Source organism: Streptomyces sp. NPDC032745 (assembly GCF_055579465.1).
In genome coordinates, this window is the sequence record NZ_JBVING010000002.1 from 323,516 (window position 1) to 341,687 (window position 18,172).

Below are 18,172 nucleotides of genomic sequence, written 5' to 3' on the forward strand. Positions count from 1 at the left end.
GAAGGTGAGCGGACGAGGTGAGGAGACGGAATTGCGTGACGCGGAATTCTTCCAACGCTGGATGACGGCCGCCGGGGCCGCGGTGGAGCGCGAGGCGGACCGGCTGACCGAGCTCGACTCCCCCATCGGGGACGCCGACCACGGGAGCAATATGCTGCGCGGCTTCACTGCTGTACGAGCGGCCCTGGAGGCGGAGCCCGCCGCGACACCCGGGGCGGTGCTGCAGCTGGCCGGGCGGACGCTGATCTCGACGGTCGGCGGCGCGTCGGGCCCGCTGTACGGGACGCTGCTGCGGCGCACGGGCAAGGAACTCGGGGAGGCCGCCGAGGTCTCCGACGAGGATGTACGCAGGGCCCTGTATGCGGGGGTGGGCGCGGTGGCACAGCTGGGCGGGGCGGCGCCGGGCGACAAGACGATGCTGGACGCGCTGGTGGCGGGGGTGGCGGCGCTGAGCACCTCGTACCGGGCGGCGGCGGACGCGGCGGAGGGCGGCGCACGGGCGACGGTGCCGATGCTGGCGCGCAAGGGGCGGGCCAGCTACCTGGGCGAGCGGAGCATCGGGCACCAGGACCCGGGGGCGACCTCGGCGGCCCTGCTGCTGGCGGCTCTCGCGGACACGGCCGGTGCGGCGGACACGGCGGACGCCGCATGAGCGCGCCGGCGGTGGTCGGGATCGTACTGGTGTCGCACAGCGCGGTGGTCGCGGCGTCCGTGGCGGACCTGGCACGGGGCCTGGCGGCGGGCGGGCCGGTCGTCCCGGTGGCGGCGGCTGGCGGCACCGCGGACGGCGGCCTCGGCACGAGCGCGGAGCGCGTCGTGGCGGCCGCGCACGAGGTGGACCAGGGGGCCGGGGTCGCGCTGCTGGCGGACCTGGGCAGCTCGGTGCTGACGGTGAAGACGCTGCTGTTGGAGGACGAACTGCCGCCGGGGGCCCGGCTGCTGGACGCGCCGTTCCTGGAGGGCGCGGTGGCGGCGGTGGTCGCCGCCTCCGCGGGCGCCCCCCTGGACGCCGTGGCCGCGGCCGCAGAGGAGGCCTACACCTACCGCAAGACCTGACCGGCAGGCGGGCGGGCCCGTCAGCGGCGGCGGAGGGATTCGATTTCGCGGCGGTCGCGCTTCGTCGGGCGGCCGGTGCCGCGGTCGCGGACGCCGACCACCTCGGCCTCGATGCGCGTCGGCGCGGGCGGGCTGTTGTCGACGAAGCATTCCGCGGCCACCGGCGCACCGACCCGCTTCGTCACCGGCCGCTTGACCACGACGATGCGCTCACGCCCCGCGTGGAACAGCCGTACCTCATCCCCCGCCCGCACCGCCTGCGCCGGCTTCGCGCGCTCGCCGTTGACCTTCACATGGCCCGCCCTGCAGGCGGTCGCCGCGACCGAGCGGGTCTTCGTCAGGCGGACCGACCAGATCCAGGCGTCCACCCGCGCCGTTCCCGTTTCCGCGCCCGTTCCCGTTGCTTCATCAGCCATGCCAAGACTTTAGCGAGCGGTCCCGGCCGAAACGGAATGGATTTCGGCAGATTCGCCAAAGGTATGGCATCTGCCATGTACATCATCCCAATGGAATTGCAAATGCGGGACGCGTGCCCCTACCTTGTCGCACATGCAGTCCTACACCATCGGACAGGCGGCGCGTCTGCTGGGCGTCAGCCCGGACACCGCCCGCCGCTGGGCCGACGCCGGCCGGGTCGCGACCCATCGCGACGACGCCGGCCGGCGACTGATCGACGGCCGCGACCTGGCCGCCTTCTCCGTAGAGGTGGGACAGGGCGCCCACACCGAGGACGACGAGCCGTACACCTCGGCCCGCAACGCCTTCCCCGGCATCGTCACCGCCGTGAAGCTCGGAGACGTGGCCGCCCAGGTCGAGATCCAGGCAGGTCCCCACCGCCTGGTCTCCCTCCTCACCCGTGAGGCCGTCGAGGAGCTCGGACTGGAGGTCGGCATGCAGGCCACCGCCCGCGTGAAGTCCACCAGTGTGCACATCGACCGCACCTGACCCGTCCAGCACCAGTACGCGTCCCCACCCGCTCCGCCCGTCACCGGCGCGGGTCACCACCGCGCGGTCCCGGCACCCGGCCGGCCGCCGACCCGACCGAGGAGCACCCGCTCATGTCCCCGATCCTGAACCGCCGCAGCGCCGTTGCCGCCGCGCTGACCGCCGCCCTCCTCGTACCCGCGCTGTCCGCCTGCGGCAGCAGCGACAAGAAGGCCGCCGCCGACGCCGGCGCTCCGGCTTCCGCCGAGCCCAAGGCCGCGAACCTCACCGTCCTCGCCGCCTCCTCCCTCACCGACGTCTTCAAGACCGCGGGTGCCGCGTACGAGAAGGCGCACCCGGGCACGAAGATCACCTTCTCCTTCGCCGGTTCCCAGGAGCTCGCCGCCCAGGTGAAGCAGGGAGCCCCGGCCGACGCGCTGGTCACCGCCGACACCAAGACGATGGACGGCCTCAAGGCCGAGACCGGCGACGCGTCGATCATCGCCAAGAACCGCCTGGTCATCGCGGCCGGCAAGGGCAACCCGTTCAAGGTCGACGAGCTGAAGGACCTGGCCGACAGCAAGATCAAGGTCGTGCTCGCCGCGCCCGAGGTCCCGGTCGGCCGCTACAGCAAGCAGATCCTCGACGCCCAGAAGATCGAGGTGAAGCCGGTCTCCCAGGAGCCCAACGTCCGCGCCGTGCTGAGCAAGGTCGAGCTCGGTGAGGCCGACGCCGGCCTCGTCTACAAGACCGACACCCTCAAGTCCGGTGACAAGGTCTCCGTCGTGGACATCCCGGACGCCGAGAACGCCGTGGCCTCCTACCCGGCCGCCGCCCTCAAGGCGTCCAAGAACGCCGACGCCGCCGCCGCGTTCGTGGCCTGGCTGAGCACCCCCGAGGCGCAGAAGATCCTCCAGGACGCGGGCTTCCAGAAGGCGTAACCGGCGCCGCGGCAACAGAAGCAGCAGCCGCAGCCGCAGCCGCAGCCGCAAATGATCGAAAGGGACTGCCTGGTCCGGGGGGACAGGCGGTCCCTTTCGGCGTCTCGCCCGCCAGGCCCCCCGTACCCGTCCCCCGTAGGCTCCAGCCAGGAATCCACATGAGCAGACACCGCACCCGCACCCGGCCCCCCGTGACCCTGGCGCTCCCCGCGCTGCTCGCCGTCGCGTTCCTGCTGCTGCCCCTCATCGGCATCCTCACCCGCACCGAGTGGGGCGAAGTCGGCGCCCACCTCACCAGCCCCGGTGTGGTCGAGGCCCTGCGCCTCTCGCTGCTCGTGTCCCTGTGGGCCCTCGGTCTCTCGCTCGTCCTCGGCGTGCCGCTCGCCTGGCTGCTGGCCCGTGTCCCGTTCAAGGGCAAGGCCTTCGTCCGCTCGCTGGTGCTGCTCCCGATGGTGCTTCCACCCACCGTCGGCGGTGTGGCGCTGCTGCTGGGCTTCGGCCGGCGCGGACTGCTCGGGCCCTGGCTCGAGGGCACGTTCGGCATCACGCTGCCCTTCCACACGTCAGGCGCCGTCGTCGCGGCCACCTTCGTCGCCATGCCGTTCCTCGTGATCAGCCTGGAGGGCGCGCTCGGCGGGCTCAAGCAGAGCTACGAGGAGACCGCCGCCTCCCTCGGCGCCTCGCCGGTGCGGGTGTTCTTCACCGTGACGCTGCCGATGGTGGCGCCCGGCCTGATCGCGGGCGCCGCGCTCACCTGGGCCCGTGCGCTGGGCGAGTTCGGCGCGACGATCACCTTCGCCGGCAACCTGCCCGGCACCACCCAGACACTGCCGCTCCAGGTCTACCTGCTGCTCCAGGACCAGCCTGAAGCCGCCACCTCCGTGTCCCTGCTGCTGCTCGTGATCGCCATGGCGGTACTGATCGCCCTGCGCGGCCGCTGGACCGGCACCCCGGTCGCCCGTACGCCCGCAGAGGCTCCGCAGCTGTCGGACGAGGCGGCCGCCGCGGTCCTCGAGGCCGAGCGGACGCCGACAGCCCCGGTACCGGCCGGTCCGGCCTCCGAGGAGCCCGCCGCCGGCGACCTGGCCTCCGGCCCGCCCGGCGCCCCCCACGACGACGGCCGCTGGCCCCTGCACGCCGTCGTCACCGGCTTCAACGAGCTCACCCTCGACGCCGAACCCGGCACCACCATCGCCGTCGTCGGCGAGAACGGCGCCGGCAAGACCACCCTGCTGCGCGCCCTCCTCGGCCTCACCCCGCGCGCCCACGCCGAACTCCGGCTCGGCGACGCCGACGTCACCGCGCTGGCCCCGCACAACCGCCAGGTGGCCTGGGTACCGCAGGACGGCGCACTGTTCCCGCACCTGAACGCGCTGGCCAACACCGCGTACGGGCTGCGTGCCCGCCGGGTGCCGCGCGCCGAGGCCCGCCGCGAGGCGCAGCAGTGGCTGGACCGGCTCGGCGTCGGCCACCTCGCCCACCGCAAGCCCGCCCAGCTGTCCGGAGGCCAGGCCCAGCGCGTCGCCCTGGCCCGCGCCCTGGCCGCCCGGCCCCGCCTGCTGCTCCTCGACGAGCCGCTCGCCGCCCTCGACCAGACCACCCGGGCGCATGTGCGGCACACCCTGCGCACGCACCTGGCCGGTTTCGGCGGGGTCTGCCTCATCGTCACGCACGACCCCGTCGAGGCGGTGTCGCTGGCCGACCGGGTCCTCGTGCTCGCCGACGGGCGCACCCTCCAGGACGCCCCGCCCTCCGAGGTCACCCGCCACCCCCGCTCCCCCTGGGTGGCCCGGATGCTCGGCCGCAACGCCTGGCCCGGCACGGCGTCGGCCGACGGGCTCGTACTCGCCGCCGGGGGCCGGCTGGTGGCGGCGGAGGCGCTGCCCGAGGGGTCCCGGGCGCTGGCGATCATCGGCCCCGAGGCGGTGTCCGTGCACCGCGACCGCCCGGCGGGCAGTCCGCGCAACGTCTGGCAGGGCTCCGTACGGGAGATCACCGCGGTCGGCAGCCGGCTGCGCGTGCTCGTCGGCTCGGCGGAGGCCCCCGACCTGGTCGCGGAGATCACCCCGGAGGCCGCGGCCGAACTGGGCCTGGCCGACGGTTCGAAGGTGTGGACCAGCGTGAAGGCGACCGAGGTCACGCTGGTGGAGCTCTAGAAGGTCTGCCGAACGGCGATCCAGTCCCCCGGGGCGAAGGCGTCCACGCCCACCAGGGTCCGTCCGGTGCGCGGTGCCGCGACGGACAGCACGCCCTCGGAGCGGCCGGCCGTGAAGGCCGGGGCGCCGAGGGTGATCACGGCGGCCCGCTTCCCGGTGGTGCGCCGGAAATCGGCGAGCAGGTGCGCCGTCAGGGCCGTTTCCTTGCGGTCGACGGTGTCCGGCGCGTCCGCCTGTACGACGGCCAGCGCGCCCGTGGCCGGATCCCGGGCGGCGGCCGCCAGAGCCCTGTGCAGGGCCCGCATCCGGTACAGACCGCCGCCGCCCAAGGTGGGCCTGGTGGTGTCGAGCGGCAGAAACCGTACGCCGCGGTGCACGAACTCCGGGCGGTCGGCGCCGGTCAGCACGAAGTCGGCCCCCGCGTCCGCGGTCCCCGCCCCGCTCCCCCCGGCCGGCTCGACGGCGAACCGCCAGGGCCGCGCCCGGACCCCGGACTCGGTGGCCACGATCGGATCCCGGACCACGGGCACTGCGGCGGGCCCCGTGGGCGGGGTCCGGGCGCCGAGCGAGTCGAAGGCCAGCCGTCCGGGGCCCGTCCCCCCGACCGCCGAAAGCCGGGTCACGCTGAGCGGCGGCTCGGCGGTTGCCGGGAGCGCAAGGGTGAGCTCCCGCCAGCCGGTCCAGTCCACGGCGGGCCCGCGCACCGTGACGGCGGCCCCGTCGGCGTCGGCCAGCTCCACCGCGGGCCGGGCCCCCGAGCCGTCGCCGCCGACCCAGAGCGTGAGCGAACGGGCGAGCTCCGGGACGGGGAGGGGCCGGGGCGGTGCGGCGCTGCCCTGGGCGGCGGGCCCGCGCAGGTCCAGGGCGAGCCCCGCACCGGGGTGCCCCTCGGCCGCGGAGGCGCCCGGTCCGGTCCAGTCGGCCACGTCGGCCAGATCGGTGAGCGGGAGCGTCACCAGCCCGACGCCCAGGGGGAGTTCGACGGTGAGGCCGGAGGCGGCGCCGGGCACGCCGGCGGTATCGGGCGCGCCTACGACGCCGAGCGTCCCGGCGCCGCCGGGCATGACGGCCCCGCCGGGCCTGCCGGCCCCGCCGGGCCTGCCGGCCCCGCCGGGCGTGACGGCCCCGCCGGGCATGTCGGCCCCGCCGGGCATGTCGGCGGCAGCAAGCCTGCCGGCGCCGCCGAGCCTGCCGGCGCCGCCGAGCCTGCCGGCGGCACCAAGCCTGCCAGCGGCACCGGGCCTGCCCGCGCGATCAGGCGTACCCGCAGTGCCGCGTGGACCGGAGGCAGCATCAGAGCCTCCGGGAGATCCTGCATGGCCGGGAGGCCTGGGCGCCCCAAAGGCCTTGGCAGCCCCGGAAGACCCGGGCGTTCCGGATACCCCTGAGGGCCCGGGCGCTCTGGCAGCCCCGGGGGGCCCGGGCGCTCTGGCAGCACCAGAAGCCCCGGAGACCCCGCCGCCTGAGGGCCCGGGTGCTCTGGCAGCCCCGGGGGACCCAGGCGCTCTGGCAGCACCAGCAGCCCCGGAGACCCCGCCGCCTGAGGGCCCGGGTGCTCTGGCAGCCCCGGGGGGCCCAGGCGCTCTGGCAGCACCAGAAGCCCCGGAGACCCCGCCGCCTGAGGGCCCGGGTGCTCTGGCAGCCCCGGGGGGCCCAGGCGCTCTGGCAGCACCAGAAGCCGCGGAGACCACAAAAGCCCCGGAGACCCCGCTAGCTCCGGAAGCCCTGGAGACCCCGCCAGCCCTGGAAGCCCCTGAGACCCCGGGAGCCCCGGGAGCCCCAAAAGCCCCGGAAGCCCTGTAGACCCCAAAAGACCCAACAGCCCTGGGAGCCCCAGAGACCCCGCCAGCCCCAAAAACCCTGGCAGCCCCAGAGACCCCGCCAGCCCCAAAAACCCTGGGAGCCCCACCCGTCCGGACCGTCGCGCGGAGGCGGCCCGTGGCCTGTGGGACGAGGGCGGTGACGGTGAAGCCCCCGCGTCCGTCATCGGTGACGCGCCACCGCGACCGGTCGAACTCCAGGGCCACGTCGCGGGGTTCCACGACGGCGGCCGCGCCCTGCGCGTCGTACCCGGTCAGCCTGAATCCCGCGCTCTCCCCCTGCTCCGCGAGTCCGATCCGGGCCTGCGTGGGCCGGATCCGGGTCAGCGGGCCGAGGACCTCGAGCGGGAGCGCGCCGTGCGCCGTCGTGCGCCGGGCGTGCGCCGTCGCACGGCCGGGGCGCACGGCGTGGAACACCCCGGCGGAGTCGACCGTGCCGGCCCCGTCGGCCGACCACACCGGCGAGCCCTGCGCCAGGCCGAGCAGCGCGTCGTACCCGGTGGCCGTGAGGGTCCGGGTGAGCCTGGGGAAGACCCGGGTGAGGTCCTCCGTGGTGCCGCCGACGGGTTCGACCCGGTAGCCGGCGGTCCGGCCGGAGCCCGCCGGGGCCGTGAGGACGAGCCCGTTGGCCACGGACCGCAGCCGCCCGTCCGACGGGGAGTTCTCCAGCGCGAGCGCCGTCGCCCCGCTCAGGCCGGCGAGCAGGGTCGAGGAGCCGCCGCCGTCGAGGTTCAGGGCCTCGTACGCGCCGAGCCGGTGCATCAGGGCGCCCAGCGCGGTCAGGGTGAGACCGCCGCTGTCCCGCTGGCGGCCGTCCACCGTGAGGATCCGCAGCCGCCGCCCGTCGCGCGAGAACCCGACGGCCGTGCGCGGGGCGGCGGTGTTGTTCGGTTCGCCGTCGTGGTTCTGCGGGACGCCGGCCACGACGAGGGCCTCGCGCCCGCCGACGGCCGCTGCCGGGACCGGTCCGGCGTCCGGGAGGGCCCGGGCGGCGACGGCCACGGCGTCCCCGGGGCGCAGGGCGGCGAGTTCGGCAGCTGCCGCACCGCCGGTGGCGCTCAGCACGGTGGTGCCGGGTGCGGGGTGCTCCCGGCGGGCGGGGCTGCGTACCGGCGGGGCGGCCGTCGTGACCCGGCCGTCCCGGACCGCCACGGCGGTGCCCAGGGCGGGCAGTTCCGTCCCCGGCCAGTCGGCGGTGTACGCGGCGAGGCCCTCGGCGGGCGGCCGGGCCGCGTTGTACCCGGCGAGCGGGCGCACCGCCCCGCCGGGCAGGGTGACGCTCCCGTCGAGTGCGATGCGCAGGACCCGCCCGAGGCCGTCGGCGCCGAATCCGACAGCCGGGGCCGCGCCGGGCCCCGGGGTCGCGGAGTGCAGTAGCCGGCCACCGCCCAAGCCTGTGCCGAGCGGTGCGCCCGTACCGCGGATGTCGAAGAAGTCGCCGTTCACGGCGGCGACGACGCGCCGCCCCGGCCCTGCGGGATGGCGGGCGGCGGCCTCGGCGACGGTGGCCGGTCCGTGGCCGCCCAGGTATTCGGCGCGGACGCCGCCGCGCCCGCCGAGGTCGACGAGGAGCTCGTCGATCCGCAGCCAGCGGTCGGCCTCCAGCCGGTCGTACGACTCCAGGCGGATCCCGGGGGCGATCTGCCGGCCGGTACGGGCGGTCTCGATGCCGTCGGCCTGCGCGGCGGCGGACGCCTCGGCGGGGCCGGCCAGGGCCACGGCGAGCAGGACGGGCAGCAGCGGACGGAGGCTCAGCACCCAGGCAGGATCGGCCACTCGGCCCGCTCCGGGCGGGCACGACCGTGCGTGCCCCGCGGTTTCAGCCATTCGCCCGGTCACGTGGGGCGCGGGCTCCCGCTCCGGGCCCGGATAAGGATTTGGCGGCCGGATGCCGGGCTGGCATGGTTCGGACGTGTCCCGCCGCAGGTCAGCAGGGCATCCGCTTCTTCGTCGCATGTTCCCGTGGGGGGTACACACCGCATGTCCTTCAACGAGCCGCCGGGCCCGCCGACTCCACCCCCGTCGCAGCCCCCGGCCCCGGCCGGAGTCCCGGCCGCGTCACCGGCCCCGGCCCTCGCCGCCGCACCGTCGCCGTCGTCGTCGCCGTCGCCGTCGCCGTCGCCGGAGCAGCAGCCGCCCACCGCGCAGCCGTACCCGCAGCAAGCACCGCCGCAGCCGTACCCGGCTCAGCCGTACCCCGGCCCGCAGCCCTATCCCGGTCAGCCGTACGCCGGTCAGCCGTACGCCGGTCAGCCGTACGCGGGTCAGCCGTACGCGGGTCAGCCGTACGCGGGTCAGCCCCAGCCCGGGTACCCCGCCGGACCGTACCCGGGCCCGGCGGGGTACCCGGGGCCTCACCCCACCACCGATGTGCTGCGCTCGCCGCGGGGCCTGGCGGTCGCGCTCACCGCGCTGCTGTCGGTCACGGCCGTGGTCAACCTGTTCTCGGCCGGCATCAGCGGTTACGTCTTCTCGCTCATGCAGAGCGTGATCGCGGACCCGGCGAAGGTCGGCGACAGCACGCTCGAGCAGGGGGACGTCCTGACCGGCATCGCCGGCGTACTCCAGTTCCTGATGCTGCTGGCGACGGCGGTCGTCTTCGTCGTCTGGTTCCACCGCGTGCGCGTGAACGGCGAGATCTTCGACCCCAACGGCTTCTCGCAGACCCGCGGCTGGGCCGTCGGCAGCTGGTTCATCCCGTTCGGCAACCTCTTCCTGCCGTTGCGCATCGCGAAGCAGATCTGGGCCGCCAGCACCCAGCGCGGGCCCGACGGCTCCTACCGCGAGGTCTCCGCCGCGCCCCTGAACGCCTGGTGGGCGCTGTGGGTCGGCTCGCTGGTGCTCGACCGCGTGTTCGGCCAGATGTACAAGCGGGCCGAGACCCCGGAGGCGCTGCGCGCGGCGTCCGCCGTGGGGATCTTCACCGACCTGTTCACGGTCGGCGCCGCCGTCCTCGCCATCGTCTTCGTCCGCAAGCTGACGGCCCTGCAGACCACCAAGGCGGAGCAGGGCCCGTACGCGGCCGTCTGAGCCCACGGGCCGAACCCCGCCGGGCGTCCCTCACGGCGCCGCGTGCCCCGGGGCGGCGAACTCACACCACACGCACTTCCCGCCGCCCCGGGGCTCCACGCCCCATTCCTCCGCGAGCTGGTCCACCAGCAGCAGGCCGCGCCCCGACACCGCCCAGTCGCCCGCCTCGCGCCGGTGCGGCAGGGCGCTGCTGGAGTCCTCGACCTCGATCCGGATCCGGCCCTCCGCGGTCAGCCGCACGTTGACGTGGCCGCCGCCGTCGGTGTGCACGAGGACGTTGGTCATCAGCTCGTCCGCCGCCAGTTCGATCTCGTCGGCCCGTTCCGCGGCGCCCCAGGCGGCCACCGCAGCCCGGATCAGGTGGCGGGCCATCGCCGGGCCCTCGGGGTCGCCCGGGGTGAGCCGCAGGCGCAGCGGGCCGCCACCGCGCGGGGTGGGGGTGCCGCGGCGGCGCAGCAGGAGCAGGGCCATGTCGTCCCCGACGCCCGCGTCGCCGACGAGGTCGCACAGGACGTCGGCGAGCTCCTCGACGTCGACCGGGCCGCTGTGGACCGCTTCCATGAGTTCGCGGATGCCGGCCTCGTGGTCGCCGTCCGGCCGTTCGAGCAGGCCGTCGGTGCACAGCACCAGGGTGTCGCCGGGGTGCAGTTCGAGGCTGGTGACGGGGTACCCGGAGCCGGTTCCGGACTGCTCGCGCGCGGGTAGCCCGAGCGGGAGTCCGCCCGCCACCTGGACCCGGTGGCAGGTGCCGTTGCCGCGCCTCACCACCGGGTCGAGGTGGCCGGCGCGGACCATCTGGAGCATGCCCGTGTTCAGGTCCACCTCGGCGTAGGTACAGGTGGCGAAACGTTCCGTCTCGAGCTCCCGCAGGAAGGCCGAGGCCCGGGCCATGGCCGTGCCGGGCGTGTGCCCCTCGGCGACGTAGGCCCGCAGTACGATCCGCAGCTGGCCCATGACGGCCGCCGCGTCCGTGTCGTGCCCCTCCACATCGCCGATCATCACCCCGACCCGGCCCTCGCCGAGCGGGATCACGTCGTACCAGTCCCCGCCGATGTCCCGCCCCATCCGGGCGGCCCGGTACCGTACGGCGATCCGCGCGCCCGGCACCTCCGGGATCCGGCGCGGCAGCATGGCCCGCTGCAGGCCCTCCGCGAGGTCGTGCTCCTGCTCGAACAGGATGGCGCGCTGGAGGCTCTGCGCGATGCCGCTGCCGAGTGCGACGAGCAGGTTCCGCTCCTCTGCGGTGAAATCACCGTCCCGCTGGTACAGCAGCCCGAGCGCGCCGATGGCGCGGCCCTGGGCGATCAGCGGCAGGTAGACGCCGCTGCGCACGGCCAGCGGCTCGATGTACGGCCAGAGGTCCGGGTAGCGGTGCTGGAACTCCTCGCGCGAGCCGAGGAACACCGGCTGCAGGTTCCGTACGGCCTCGCTCATCGGGAACTGCGCGTCGATGCGGGTGTACTCGATCTCCGGGACGTACGAGCCGAGCTGCCCCTCCGCGACGAGGTGGATGCGGCCGCCGTCGACGATGCCGAGCATCACGCTGACCGCGCCGAGATGGCCGAGGGCCTCGGGGTCCTTCAGGACGTCGGTCACGTCGTTGACGGTGCGGGCGTGGGCCAGGATGGCGCTGGTCCGCTCGACGACACCGGTCATCCGGCGCCGCCCCTCCGCCTGCTCCCCGCCGGCGCCGGGCTCGCCGGGGTCGTGGGCCGCGTCGCGCAGGATCCCGATGATCCGGTACGGGCGGCCGTTCGCGTCACGCAGGATGTGGCCCTGGACGTGGGTCCAGGCCGGGGTTCCGTCGCGGCGCCGGGTGCGGACGTACGCCCCGTAGTGGCTGCGGCCGTCCTTGAGCGCCTGCGCCACCCGGGCGTCGAGCCGGACCTCCTCGCCGGGCGACACCCGCGTGCGCAACCCCTCCGGGGTCCCGCTGAACTCCTCCGGGCGCAGGTCGAGGACCTCGAGGGCGGTGGGATCCAGATGCATCTGCCCACTGTCGAGGTCCCAGTCGAAAGTGCCCATGCGATTGAGCGCGAGGCTCATGTCCGGCTGCGCGGGCCAGTCGACCTCGGGGCTCGCTCCCCTTTCGGCCATGCAGCCAGGGTCTCACCGTTCCCGCACGTATGCCCGCCCGCGTCAGGTCCCGGCGTCGCCGCCGGCTCCGGGCCGCTACGTGGCGGGAGACGGGGTCGGGGTGCCGGCCGGGGTCGTCGCGTCCGTGTCAGCCCCGGGCTCGTTCTTCCGCTGCTTCAGCTCCGGCGCCACCGGGGACGGTGGAGCCGGAGACGGTGGTTCCGCCGAGCTCGGCGGGGGCGCCGGCGCGGAGGACACGGACGCGGAGGCGGTCACCGGCGCCTTCGAGGACGCGGGCGCCGAGGCGGGCTGCGAGACGGACGGCGTGACGGACCCGGACGGCGCCTTGAACTCCCTCGGCGTCGGGGTCGGCGTCAGGGTCGGCGTCGAGGTCGGGGTCGGCGTCGGCGTCGGCGATTCGGGCTTGAGCGGTGCCTTGGACGCGGGCTCGGACGGGGACTCGGAGGGGCGCCCGGAAGGGAACTCGGTCTTCGTCGGCGATTGTGCCGGGGACGGCGAGGCCTTCGTGACCGACGGGCTCGGCGGCACCGGCGTGATCGGCGGCTTCGGGATCACGGGCGGCGGCACGGGCTTGTCGTGCTCGGCCCGGTGGTCGCCGCGGTCGCGCTCGAACCAGTGCCGGTCGTGGCGGTCGTAGATGACGAACTTCTGGACGACGGTCGCCGACGGCGCGACGGCGACCACGTTCTTCGGCTGGTACGAGCTCCACGGCTCACCGGACCGCTTCGGGTTGCCCTTCAGCGCCACCGGCGACCCGAGCGGGTTGCCGCACGCGCACCGCACCCGCGGCACCCCGCGGGCATCGACCAGCACCGCCGTCCCGGCCTGCAGCACCGCCTGGTAGCCGGTGGCCTTGCCGTCGCGGTAGCCGTGGTTGGTGACGCGGGTGTCCATGCCCAGCTGCACCGGGGTGAGCGAGCGCAGGTAGCCGGGTACGGTCCCCGGCTGGATGCCGAGCGCCGAGGCGAACGCGCTGTTCTTGGCGGGCTGGGCGGTCAGCACCTGGATCTGCTTCTCGACGTCGCAGCTGGCCGTTGCCTTCGTACCGCCGTAGAGGCCCGGAGCCGCGCCGCTGACGCTGCGCGTGACGATGGTGCCGGTGGTGGGCGCCGCGCTCTGCGGCGGAGGCGGTGTGGTGGTCTGCGGCGGTGGGGTGGCCTCCTTCGCGGCGGTGGACTCCGTGAACGGGTCCGGGCCGGACACGGCCGCGGGCTGCAGGAACACCTCGCCGCCGGCGGTGGAGGTGCCGCTGGGCCGGGTCAGGACCACGGCGAGGGCCACCGCGGCGGCCACCGCGACGAGCGCGGTGGCCAGTCGGGGCACGGACCGCCACCAGGGGCCGCCGGACGGTGGCCCCGGTGGCGTGCCTCCGGGCGGAGCCGGCGGCGGGGGTGGCGGCGGCCCCTCCCGCCCGCCCGAGAGGGGGCCGGAAGGGGGACCTGCGGGGCGCTCGGCCGACGGGGGTATGGACTGCGTCGGCTGTTGCGGCTCCCGGCCGGAGGGTTGCGTGGTCACGTGCCCTTCTTCCCGGGCGGAGGAGTTCCGGCTCCTGCGTCGCCTCCACCGCTCGGACACGGAGGCGACGCGGACACGGAGATGGCTCGGACACGGAGATGCCGGGATTTCCTGCACTCCTGCGGACCATTGTCTGCGCCGCTCGGGTGGTGGCCGCAAGCCGAGCGTGCCTACGGTGGCAGCGTGAGCAGTCCGTCAGCACCGAGTTCGCTACCCGGGGGCTCCGCGAGGGCATGGCGGGACGCCCTCGTCGCCGTCGTGGCGGGCTTCGCGGTGATGGCCGCGGTCGCCGCGGCGGGACTGGCCTGCGCGGGCGCGACCGATCTGCCCGACGGGGCGTTCCCCCGGGTGGTCGCGGCGGTCGTCGTACTGGCGGCCGGCGGATCCGTCGAGGTGACCGGCGCGGCCGGCTTCCTGGCCGACGCCCACGCGAGCCTGTCCGTACTCCCGCTCTCGGTGAGCCTCGCCGGGGCCCTCACGGCCGGCTCGCTCTTCCTGCGCCCCCTGCACAACCGTGCGGTGACCCGGCCGGGCGAACTTGCGGCCCGTGCCGTCCCGTTGGTACTGCTGTGGCTGTTGGCCCTCACCGGCACCGCGTTCCTCGCCCGCCAGACCTTCGGCATCTCCGCCGGCGACTCCCCCGTCGCCGAACTCGGCGAACTCCTCGACTCCTCCCCGACGGTCGGCTTCAGGGCCGCCGTGCCCACGACCCTCTTCTTCGGACTGCTGTGGATCCTGGGCCTGTTGCTCATCGCCCTGCTGATCTCGCGCCGGGCGCCGCTCCCGGCCCGGCTGGTCCGCTTCCACGCGGCGGTGCGGCCCGCCGCCTTCGCCACCGTGGCGCTGCTCCTCGCGTACGTCGTCATCGGCCTCGGTGTCGGCGTGGTCGTGGCCCTCACACAGGGCCACGCGGCCCGGACCTTCGCCGTGATCCTGCTCGGTCTGCCGAACCTCGCCTGGCTCGCGCTCACCCTGGGCCTCGGCGGGGCCTGGGAGGGCCGGGTCGAGGGGCTGTTCGGGCTGCCGATGCCGCAGCTGCTGGACCAGGTGCTGCGCGGGCCGGACCTGTCCCAGGTCGACGTGGGCTCCCTCGCGCAGCAGGACTCCCGGGCCTGGTGGCTGGTGGCCGTAGCCGCCGTGCTGCTGCTCGGCGCGGGCTTCCTGGCGGCCGTACGCTCCCCCGCGCACGTCCGGGCCTGGCAGCACGCGCTCCACCTGGGCGTGGCCCTCGCCCTCGCCACCCTGACGGTGTGCCTGCTGACCTCCCTCGAGGCCCGGTTCGGGCTGTCCCTGCTCGGCATCGGCGACGTCGGGTGGCTCGGCGCGAAGACGGAGCTGCGCCCCGAGCTGTGGCGCAACGTGGGCCTCGCCCTCGTCTGGGGCGCGCTCGCGGGCTTCCTCGGAGCCCTGCTGGCCCGTCCGGTGCACCGCCGCGGTCTCGTCGAGAAGCCGCCCGAGACCATCGCCCGCTGAGCTCACCCCGTCCCGCCGCCTGCCGATCCCTCGTACGGCCCGGGCTCACGCACCCTCCGGCGGTGACACGACCTGCGTCGGTTCGCGCCCTTCATGTCCGGGCTCCCGTCCTGGTTCCCGGCCGGGTTCGCGCCCGGGTGCACCGGGTGTCCGCCCGCCTGCCGTTGCCGTGTCCACCCTTGCGCCGGGCGATGCCCTGCGTTCCGTCTGCGGGGCCGGCGGCTCCGGCTCGGGCGAGTCCCCCGGTCCTGTGCCGACCGCGTACGTCGTGAGGCGGGTCCCGTCGCCGTACATCCAGCGGCCGCTGGCCTCTTCGTACAGCCAGACGGCCTCGTCGTCGACCACGATCCCGACCCGCAGACCCTGGGTCGCCCGCCGGAAGCCCTCGCTGTCCGTGCGCCCGGCGGCGAGTTCCTGGGCGGCCTGCCGGTAGCGCTGCAGGGTCTCGGCGCCGTGTGCCAGCAGTGGCAGCGGGTCCTCCTCGGCGTGCGCGATCGGCCGGCCGCCGGTCGGCGGTGGCTCGGGCACGGCGACCAGGAGCCGTCCGTCCACCCAGGCGGACCACCCGTTGGCGCACAGGATCTCCCCCCATTCCCCGCGCCGGGACAGGAGTTGCACGGGCAGGAAGGGGTCCAGGGGCACGGTGGGCCTGGAGACGTCGGGCTCTTCCCAGGCGGGCAGCCCCTCACGGGGGACCACGTGCGTGGGCTGGAAGTCGAAGGGCCCGGTCAGGTTGGCCATCGACGCCTACTTTCGCATGATCGTGGGCTCGTGGCGGCGCAGCAGCCGCAGGACCAGCACTCCGAACAGTACGGACAGGCCCACGAGCATCCCGAGATCGAGCAGCCACACCCCGGCGCTGTGTGCGAACAGCGGATCGTCGGTGAGCTTCCCCGGCACGATCGCGCCGAGGTCGATGGTGCCGGCCATGGCGCCGAGCGCCCACCGGGACGGAACGAGCCAGGCCAGCTGCTCGATCACCGGCACGCCGTTCAGCTGCAACAGTGCTCCGCAGAAGACCACCTGGACGATGGCGAGGAGGACCAGCAGCGGCATGGTGACCTCCTCCTTCCGGACCAGGGCGGAGACCAGCAGGCCGAGCATCATCGCGGTGAAGGACAGCAGGGCGACGGCGAGGGTGATTTCGGCGAGGGGCGCGAAGAAGACCCCCTTGCCGCCGGGGGCGTTGGTCTTCACTCCGTAGAGGCCGACGAGCGTCATCACCACGGCCTGGGCCACGGTGACGGCGCCGAGCACCACGACCTTGGACATCAGGTACGCGGACCTGGACAGGCCGACGGCCCGTTCGCGCTGGTAGATGACACGTTCCTTGACCAGTTCCCGTACGCCGTTGGCGGCGCCCGTCAGCACGCCGCCGACGCACAGGATGAGCAGGGCGTTGATCGCCGTCTCCTTGGTGAGGGAGCTGCCGGCCAGGGCCCGGGTCATGGCGCCCATGACGAACGGCAGGGCGATCATGATGACGAGGAACGTGCGGTCGGCGCTGAGCGCGGCGGCGTAGCGGCGGACCAGTGTGGAGAGCTGGGAGCCCCAGCTCTGGGCCTTGGGCGGCGGGGCGGCGAAGCCGGCCGCCCCGGACCGGTCCTCGTCGAGCCGGGGCTGCCGCGTGGCGTTCTGTACGTACGTGCGGTGCTGCGGGGAGGTGCGGTACTCCCCCGCCCAGTCCCGGCCCTGCTGGTTCTCGAAGGCTTCGAAGGCCTCGGGCCACTCGGCGAACCCGAAGTAGCCGAGGGTCTCCTCGGGCGGCCCGAACCAGGCGATGCGCCCGCCCGGGGCGAGGACCAGCAGCCGGTCGCAGACGTCGAGGCTGAGCACGCTGTGGGTGACGACGATGACGGTGCGGCCGTCGTCGGCGAGGCCGCGCAGCATGTGCATCACGGAGCGGTCCATGCCGGGGTCGAGGCCGGAGGTGGGCTCGTCCAGGAAGAGCAGGGAGGGCTTGGTCAGCAGTTCCAGGGCGACGGAGACGCGTTTGCGCTGGCCGCCGGAGAGGCTGTGGATGGGCTGGTCGGCGCGCTGCCCGAGGCCGAGTTCACCGATCACCTCGTCGACCCGGGCCTGGCGCTCGGCCCGTGCGGTGTCCTGCGGGAAGCGCAGTTCGGCGGCATAGGCGAGGGCGCGGCGGACGGTGAGCTGCGCGTGCAGGATGTCGTCCTGGGGGACGAGGCCGATGCGGCTGCGCAGCTCGGCGTAGTCGCGGTAGAGGTCGCGTCCGTCGTACAGGACGCTGCCGTGGTCGGCGGGGCGCAGTCCGGTGAGGGCTCCGAGGAGGGTGGACTTGCCGGCGCCGCTGGGGCCGACGACGGCGAGCAGGCATTTGGCGCCGACGGGGAAGGAGACGTGGTCGAGGAGGGTCTTGCGGCCGCGGTCGACGGAGACGGCGAGGTCCTGGACGTCGAGGGAGACCTCGCCGGTGTCGAGGTACTCCTGGAGCTGGTCGCCTACGAGGCAGAGGGCGGTGTGGCCGATGCCGACGATGTCGCCCTCGGTGACGGGGGCGCGTTCGATGCGGGCGCCGTTGAGGAAGGTGCCGTTGTGGCTGCCGAGGTCGATGATCTCGTACGCGCCGTCGGCGAGGGCATGCAGTTCGGCGTGACTGCGGGAGACGACGAGGTCGTCGATGACGAGGTCGCTGTCGGGGGCGCGGCCGATGCGCACGGCGGTCCGGGTGGGCAGCGGGCGCACGGTGGTGGGGCGGCGGAAGGTGCCGGTCAGGGACGGGGTGGACACCGAGGACGGCCTGGAGCCGGCGGCCCCGCCGTCCGGGACCGGGCCGAGGCACCGGGCGCGCGGGCCGTCGGAGGCGTTGCCGAAGCGCAGCTCGCTGCCGACGCCGATGCTCCACTCGTGGACACGGTGGCCGTCGACCCAGGTTCCGTTGGTGCTGTGCTCGTCCTCCACGGTCCAGTGGTCCCCGTCGGGGCGCAGGACCGCGTGGTGCCAGGAGACGCGGGCGTCGTCGAGGCAGATTTCGCACAGGGGGTCCCGGCCGACGTGGTAGGTCCGGCCCGGGCTCATCGCGGTGGAGCCCGTGTCGGTTTCCAGAACGAGCTCGGGTGCGGTCGGCACACCGGGGCGCTGGACCATGAGCAGATTTTCCCACGATCCGACCGGTCCAGCATAACCACAGGTCAGCGGC

At 74.8% G+C, this 18,172-nt stretch carries 14 protein-coding genes; 7 read left to right on the forward strand and 7 right to left on the reverse strand.

The window, feature by feature from the left end; all coding sequences use genetic code 11:
• Window positions 1-31 precede the first annotated feature (31 nt).
• Both dhaL and ACZ5WG_RS05795 read left to right on the forward strand, forming a co-directional pair.
• On the forward strand, window positions 32-652 hold the full coding sequence (gene dhaL, locus ACZ5WG_RS05790) for a dihydroxyacetone kinase subunit DhaL (protein WP_468720927.1): 621 nt from the start codon (window positions 32-34) through the stop codon (window positions 650-652).
• The gene (locus ACZ5WG_RS05795; RefSeq protein ID WP_468720929.1) at window positions 649-1,056 is read left to right on the forward strand and encodes a PTS-dependent dihydroxyacetone kinase phosphotransferase subunit DhaM; all 408 of its coding nucleotides are present in this window, start codon (window positions 649-651) and stop codon (window positions 1,054-1,056) included. Before dhaL ends, ACZ5WG_RS05795 begins: the two co-directional genes overlap by 4 nt.
• A gap of 20 nt (window positions 1,057-1,076) precedes the next feature.
• Here the strand turns inward: ACZ5WG_RS05795 and ACZ5WG_RS05800 are convergent, their stop codons facing one another.
• On the reverse strand, window positions 1,077-1,472 hold the full coding sequence (locus tag ACZ5WG_RS05800) for an RNA-binding S4 domain-containing protein (protein WP_266631846.1): 396 nt from the start codon (window positions 1,470-1,472) through the stop codon (window positions 1,077-1,079).
• Between the two features lie 133 nt (window positions 1,473-1,605).
• On the opposite strand from ACZ5WG_RS05800, the gene ACZ5WG_RS05805 reads away from it, so the two are divergent.
• From ACZ5WG_RS05805 to ACZ5WG_RS05815, 3 genes are all read left to right on the forward strand, one after another.
• Window positions 1,606-2,001 (forward strand): TOBE domain-containing protein, encoded by a 396-nt coding sequence (locus ACZ5WG_RS05805; protein WP_266631845.1) that lies wholly within the window; start codon window positions 1,606-1,608, stop codon window positions 1,999-2,001.
• A gap of 113 nt (window positions 2,002-2,114) precedes the next feature.
• Window positions 2,115-2,921, forward strand: coding sequence for a molybdate ABC transporter substrate-binding protein (modA, locus tag ACZ5WG_RS05810; RefSeq protein WP_468720931.1), 807 nt, complete (start codon window positions 2,115-2,117; stop codon window positions 2,919-2,921).
• Window positions 2,922-3,079: 158 nt separating this feature from the next.
• Entirely contained in the window at window positions 3,080-5,077 is a 1,998-nt protein-coding gene (locus ACZ5WG_RS05815) for an ABC transporter permease (RefSeq protein WP_468720933.1), read from the forward strand.
• Here ACZ5WG_RS05815 and ACZ5WG_RS05820 read toward each other — a convergent pair.
• Together ACZ5WG_RS05820 and ACZ5WG_RS05825 are read right to left on the reverse strand one after the other, a co-directional pair.
• The gene (locus ACZ5WG_RS05820; protein WP_468720934.1) at window positions 5,074-8,655 is read right to left on the reverse strand and encodes a phosphodiester glycosidase family protein; all 3,582 of its coding nucleotides are present in this window, start codon (window positions 8,653-8,655) and stop codon (window positions 5,074-5,076) included. The two genes, ACZ5WG_RS05815 and ACZ5WG_RS05820, sit on opposite strands and share 4 nt — an antisense overlap.
• A gap of 300 nt (window positions 8,656-8,955) precedes the next feature.
• Window positions 8,956-9,255 (reverse strand): pentapeptide repeat-containing protein, encoded by a 300-nt coding sequence (locus tag ACZ5WG_RS05825; RefSeq protein WP_468720935.1) that lies wholly within the window; start codon window positions 9,253-9,255, stop codon window positions 8,956-8,958.
• A gap of 120 nt (window positions 9,256-9,375) precedes the next feature.
• Between ACZ5WG_RS05825 and ACZ5WG_RS05830 the strand changes: the two genes are divergently transcribed.
• Complete coding sequence (locus ACZ5WG_RS05830) at window positions 9,376-9,927, forward strand: DUF4328 domain-containing protein (RefSeq protein ID WP_468721452.1); 552 nt, start codon at window positions 9,376-9,378, stop codon at window positions 9,925-9,927.
• 30 nt (window positions 9,928-9,957) lie between these two features.
• Here ACZ5WG_RS05830 and ACZ5WG_RS05835 read toward each other — a convergent pair whose 3' ends face one another.
• On the reverse strand, window positions 9,958-12,024 hold the full coding sequence (locus ACZ5WG_RS05835) for a SpoIIE family protein phosphatase (RefSeq protein WP_468720936.1): 2,067 nt from the start codon (window positions 12,022-12,024) through the stop codon (window positions 9,958-9,960).
• Window positions 12,025-12,099: 75 nt separating this feature from the next.
• A complete protein-coding gene (locus ACZ5WG_RS05840) occupies window positions 12,100-13,491 on the reverse strand; it encodes a DUF6777 domain-containing protein (protein WP_468721454.1) in 1,392 nt (463 codons plus the stop codon).
• Between the two features lie 231 nt (window positions 13,492-13,722).
• On the opposite strand from ACZ5WG_RS05840, the gene ACZ5WG_RS05845 reads away from it, so the two are divergent.
• Window positions 13,723-15,012 carry a streptophobe family protein gene (locus ACZ5WG_RS05845; protein WP_468720937.1) on the forward strand — a complete coding sequence of 430 codons (1,290 nt, stop codon included), beginning with the start codon at window positions 13,723-13,725 and terminating at the stop codon, window positions 15,010-15,012.
• Window positions 15,013-15,057: 45 nt separating this feature from the next.
• Here ACZ5WG_RS05845 and ACZ5WG_RS05850 read toward each other — a convergent pair whose 3' ends face one another.
• Together ACZ5WG_RS05850 and ACZ5WG_RS05855 are read right to left on the reverse strand one after the other, a co-directional pair.
• A complete protein-coding gene (locus ACZ5WG_RS05850) occupies window positions 15,058-15,753 on the reverse strand; it encodes a hypothetical protein (protein ID WP_468720939.1) in 696 nt (231 codons plus the stop codon).
• A 6-nt stretch (window positions 15,754-15,759) separates the two neighbouring features.
• Window positions 15,760-18,120: an FHA domain-containing protein gene (locus ACZ5WG_RS05855; RefSeq protein ID WP_468720940.1), complete on the reverse strand. Its 2,361-nt coding sequence runs from the start codon at window positions 18,118-18,120 to the stop codon at window positions 15,760-15,762.
• Between the last annotated feature and the right edge of the window lie 52 nt (window positions 18,121-18,172).

Bases quoted from the DNA above. Each gene is read 5' to 3' on its own strand.
- ACZ5WG_RS05795 (WP_468720929.1), top strand. From the start codon at position 649: ATGAGCGCGCCGGCGGTGGTCGGGATCGTACTGGTGTCGCACAGCGCG.
- ACZ5WG_RS05800 (WP_266631846.1), bottom strand. From the start codon at position 1,472: ATGGCTGATGAAGCAACGGGAACGGGCGCGGAAACGGGAACGGCGCGG.
- ACZ5WG_RS05805 (WP_266631845.1), top strand. From the start codon at position 1,606: ATGCAGTCCTACACCATCGGACAGGCGGCGCGTCTGCTGGGCGTCAGC.
- modA (WP_468720931.1), top strand. From the start codon at position 2,115: ATGTCCCCGATCCTGAACCGCCGCAGCGCCGTTGCCGCCGCGCTGACC.
- ACZ5WG_RS05815 (WP_468720933.1), top strand. From the start codon at position 3,080: ATGAGCAGACACCGCACCCGCACCCGGCCCCCCGTGACCCTGGCGCTC.
- ACZ5WG_RS05830 (WP_468721452.1), top strand. From the start codon at position 9,376: ATGCAGAGCGTGATCGCGGACCCGGCGAAGGTCGGCGACAGCACGCTC.
- ACZ5WG_RS05835 (WP_468720936.1), bottom strand. From the start codon at position 12,024: ATGGCCGAAAGGGGAGCGAGCCCCGAGGTCGACTGGCCCGCGCAGCCG.
- ACZ5WG_RS05850 (WP_468720939.1), bottom strand. From the start codon at position 15,753: ATGGCCAACCTGACCGGGCCCTTCGACTTCCAGCCCACGCACGTGGTC.
- ACZ5WG_RS05855 (WP_468720940.1), bottom strand. From the start codon at position 18,120: ATGGTCCAGCGCCCCGGTGTGCCGACCGCACCCGAGCTCGTTCTGGAA.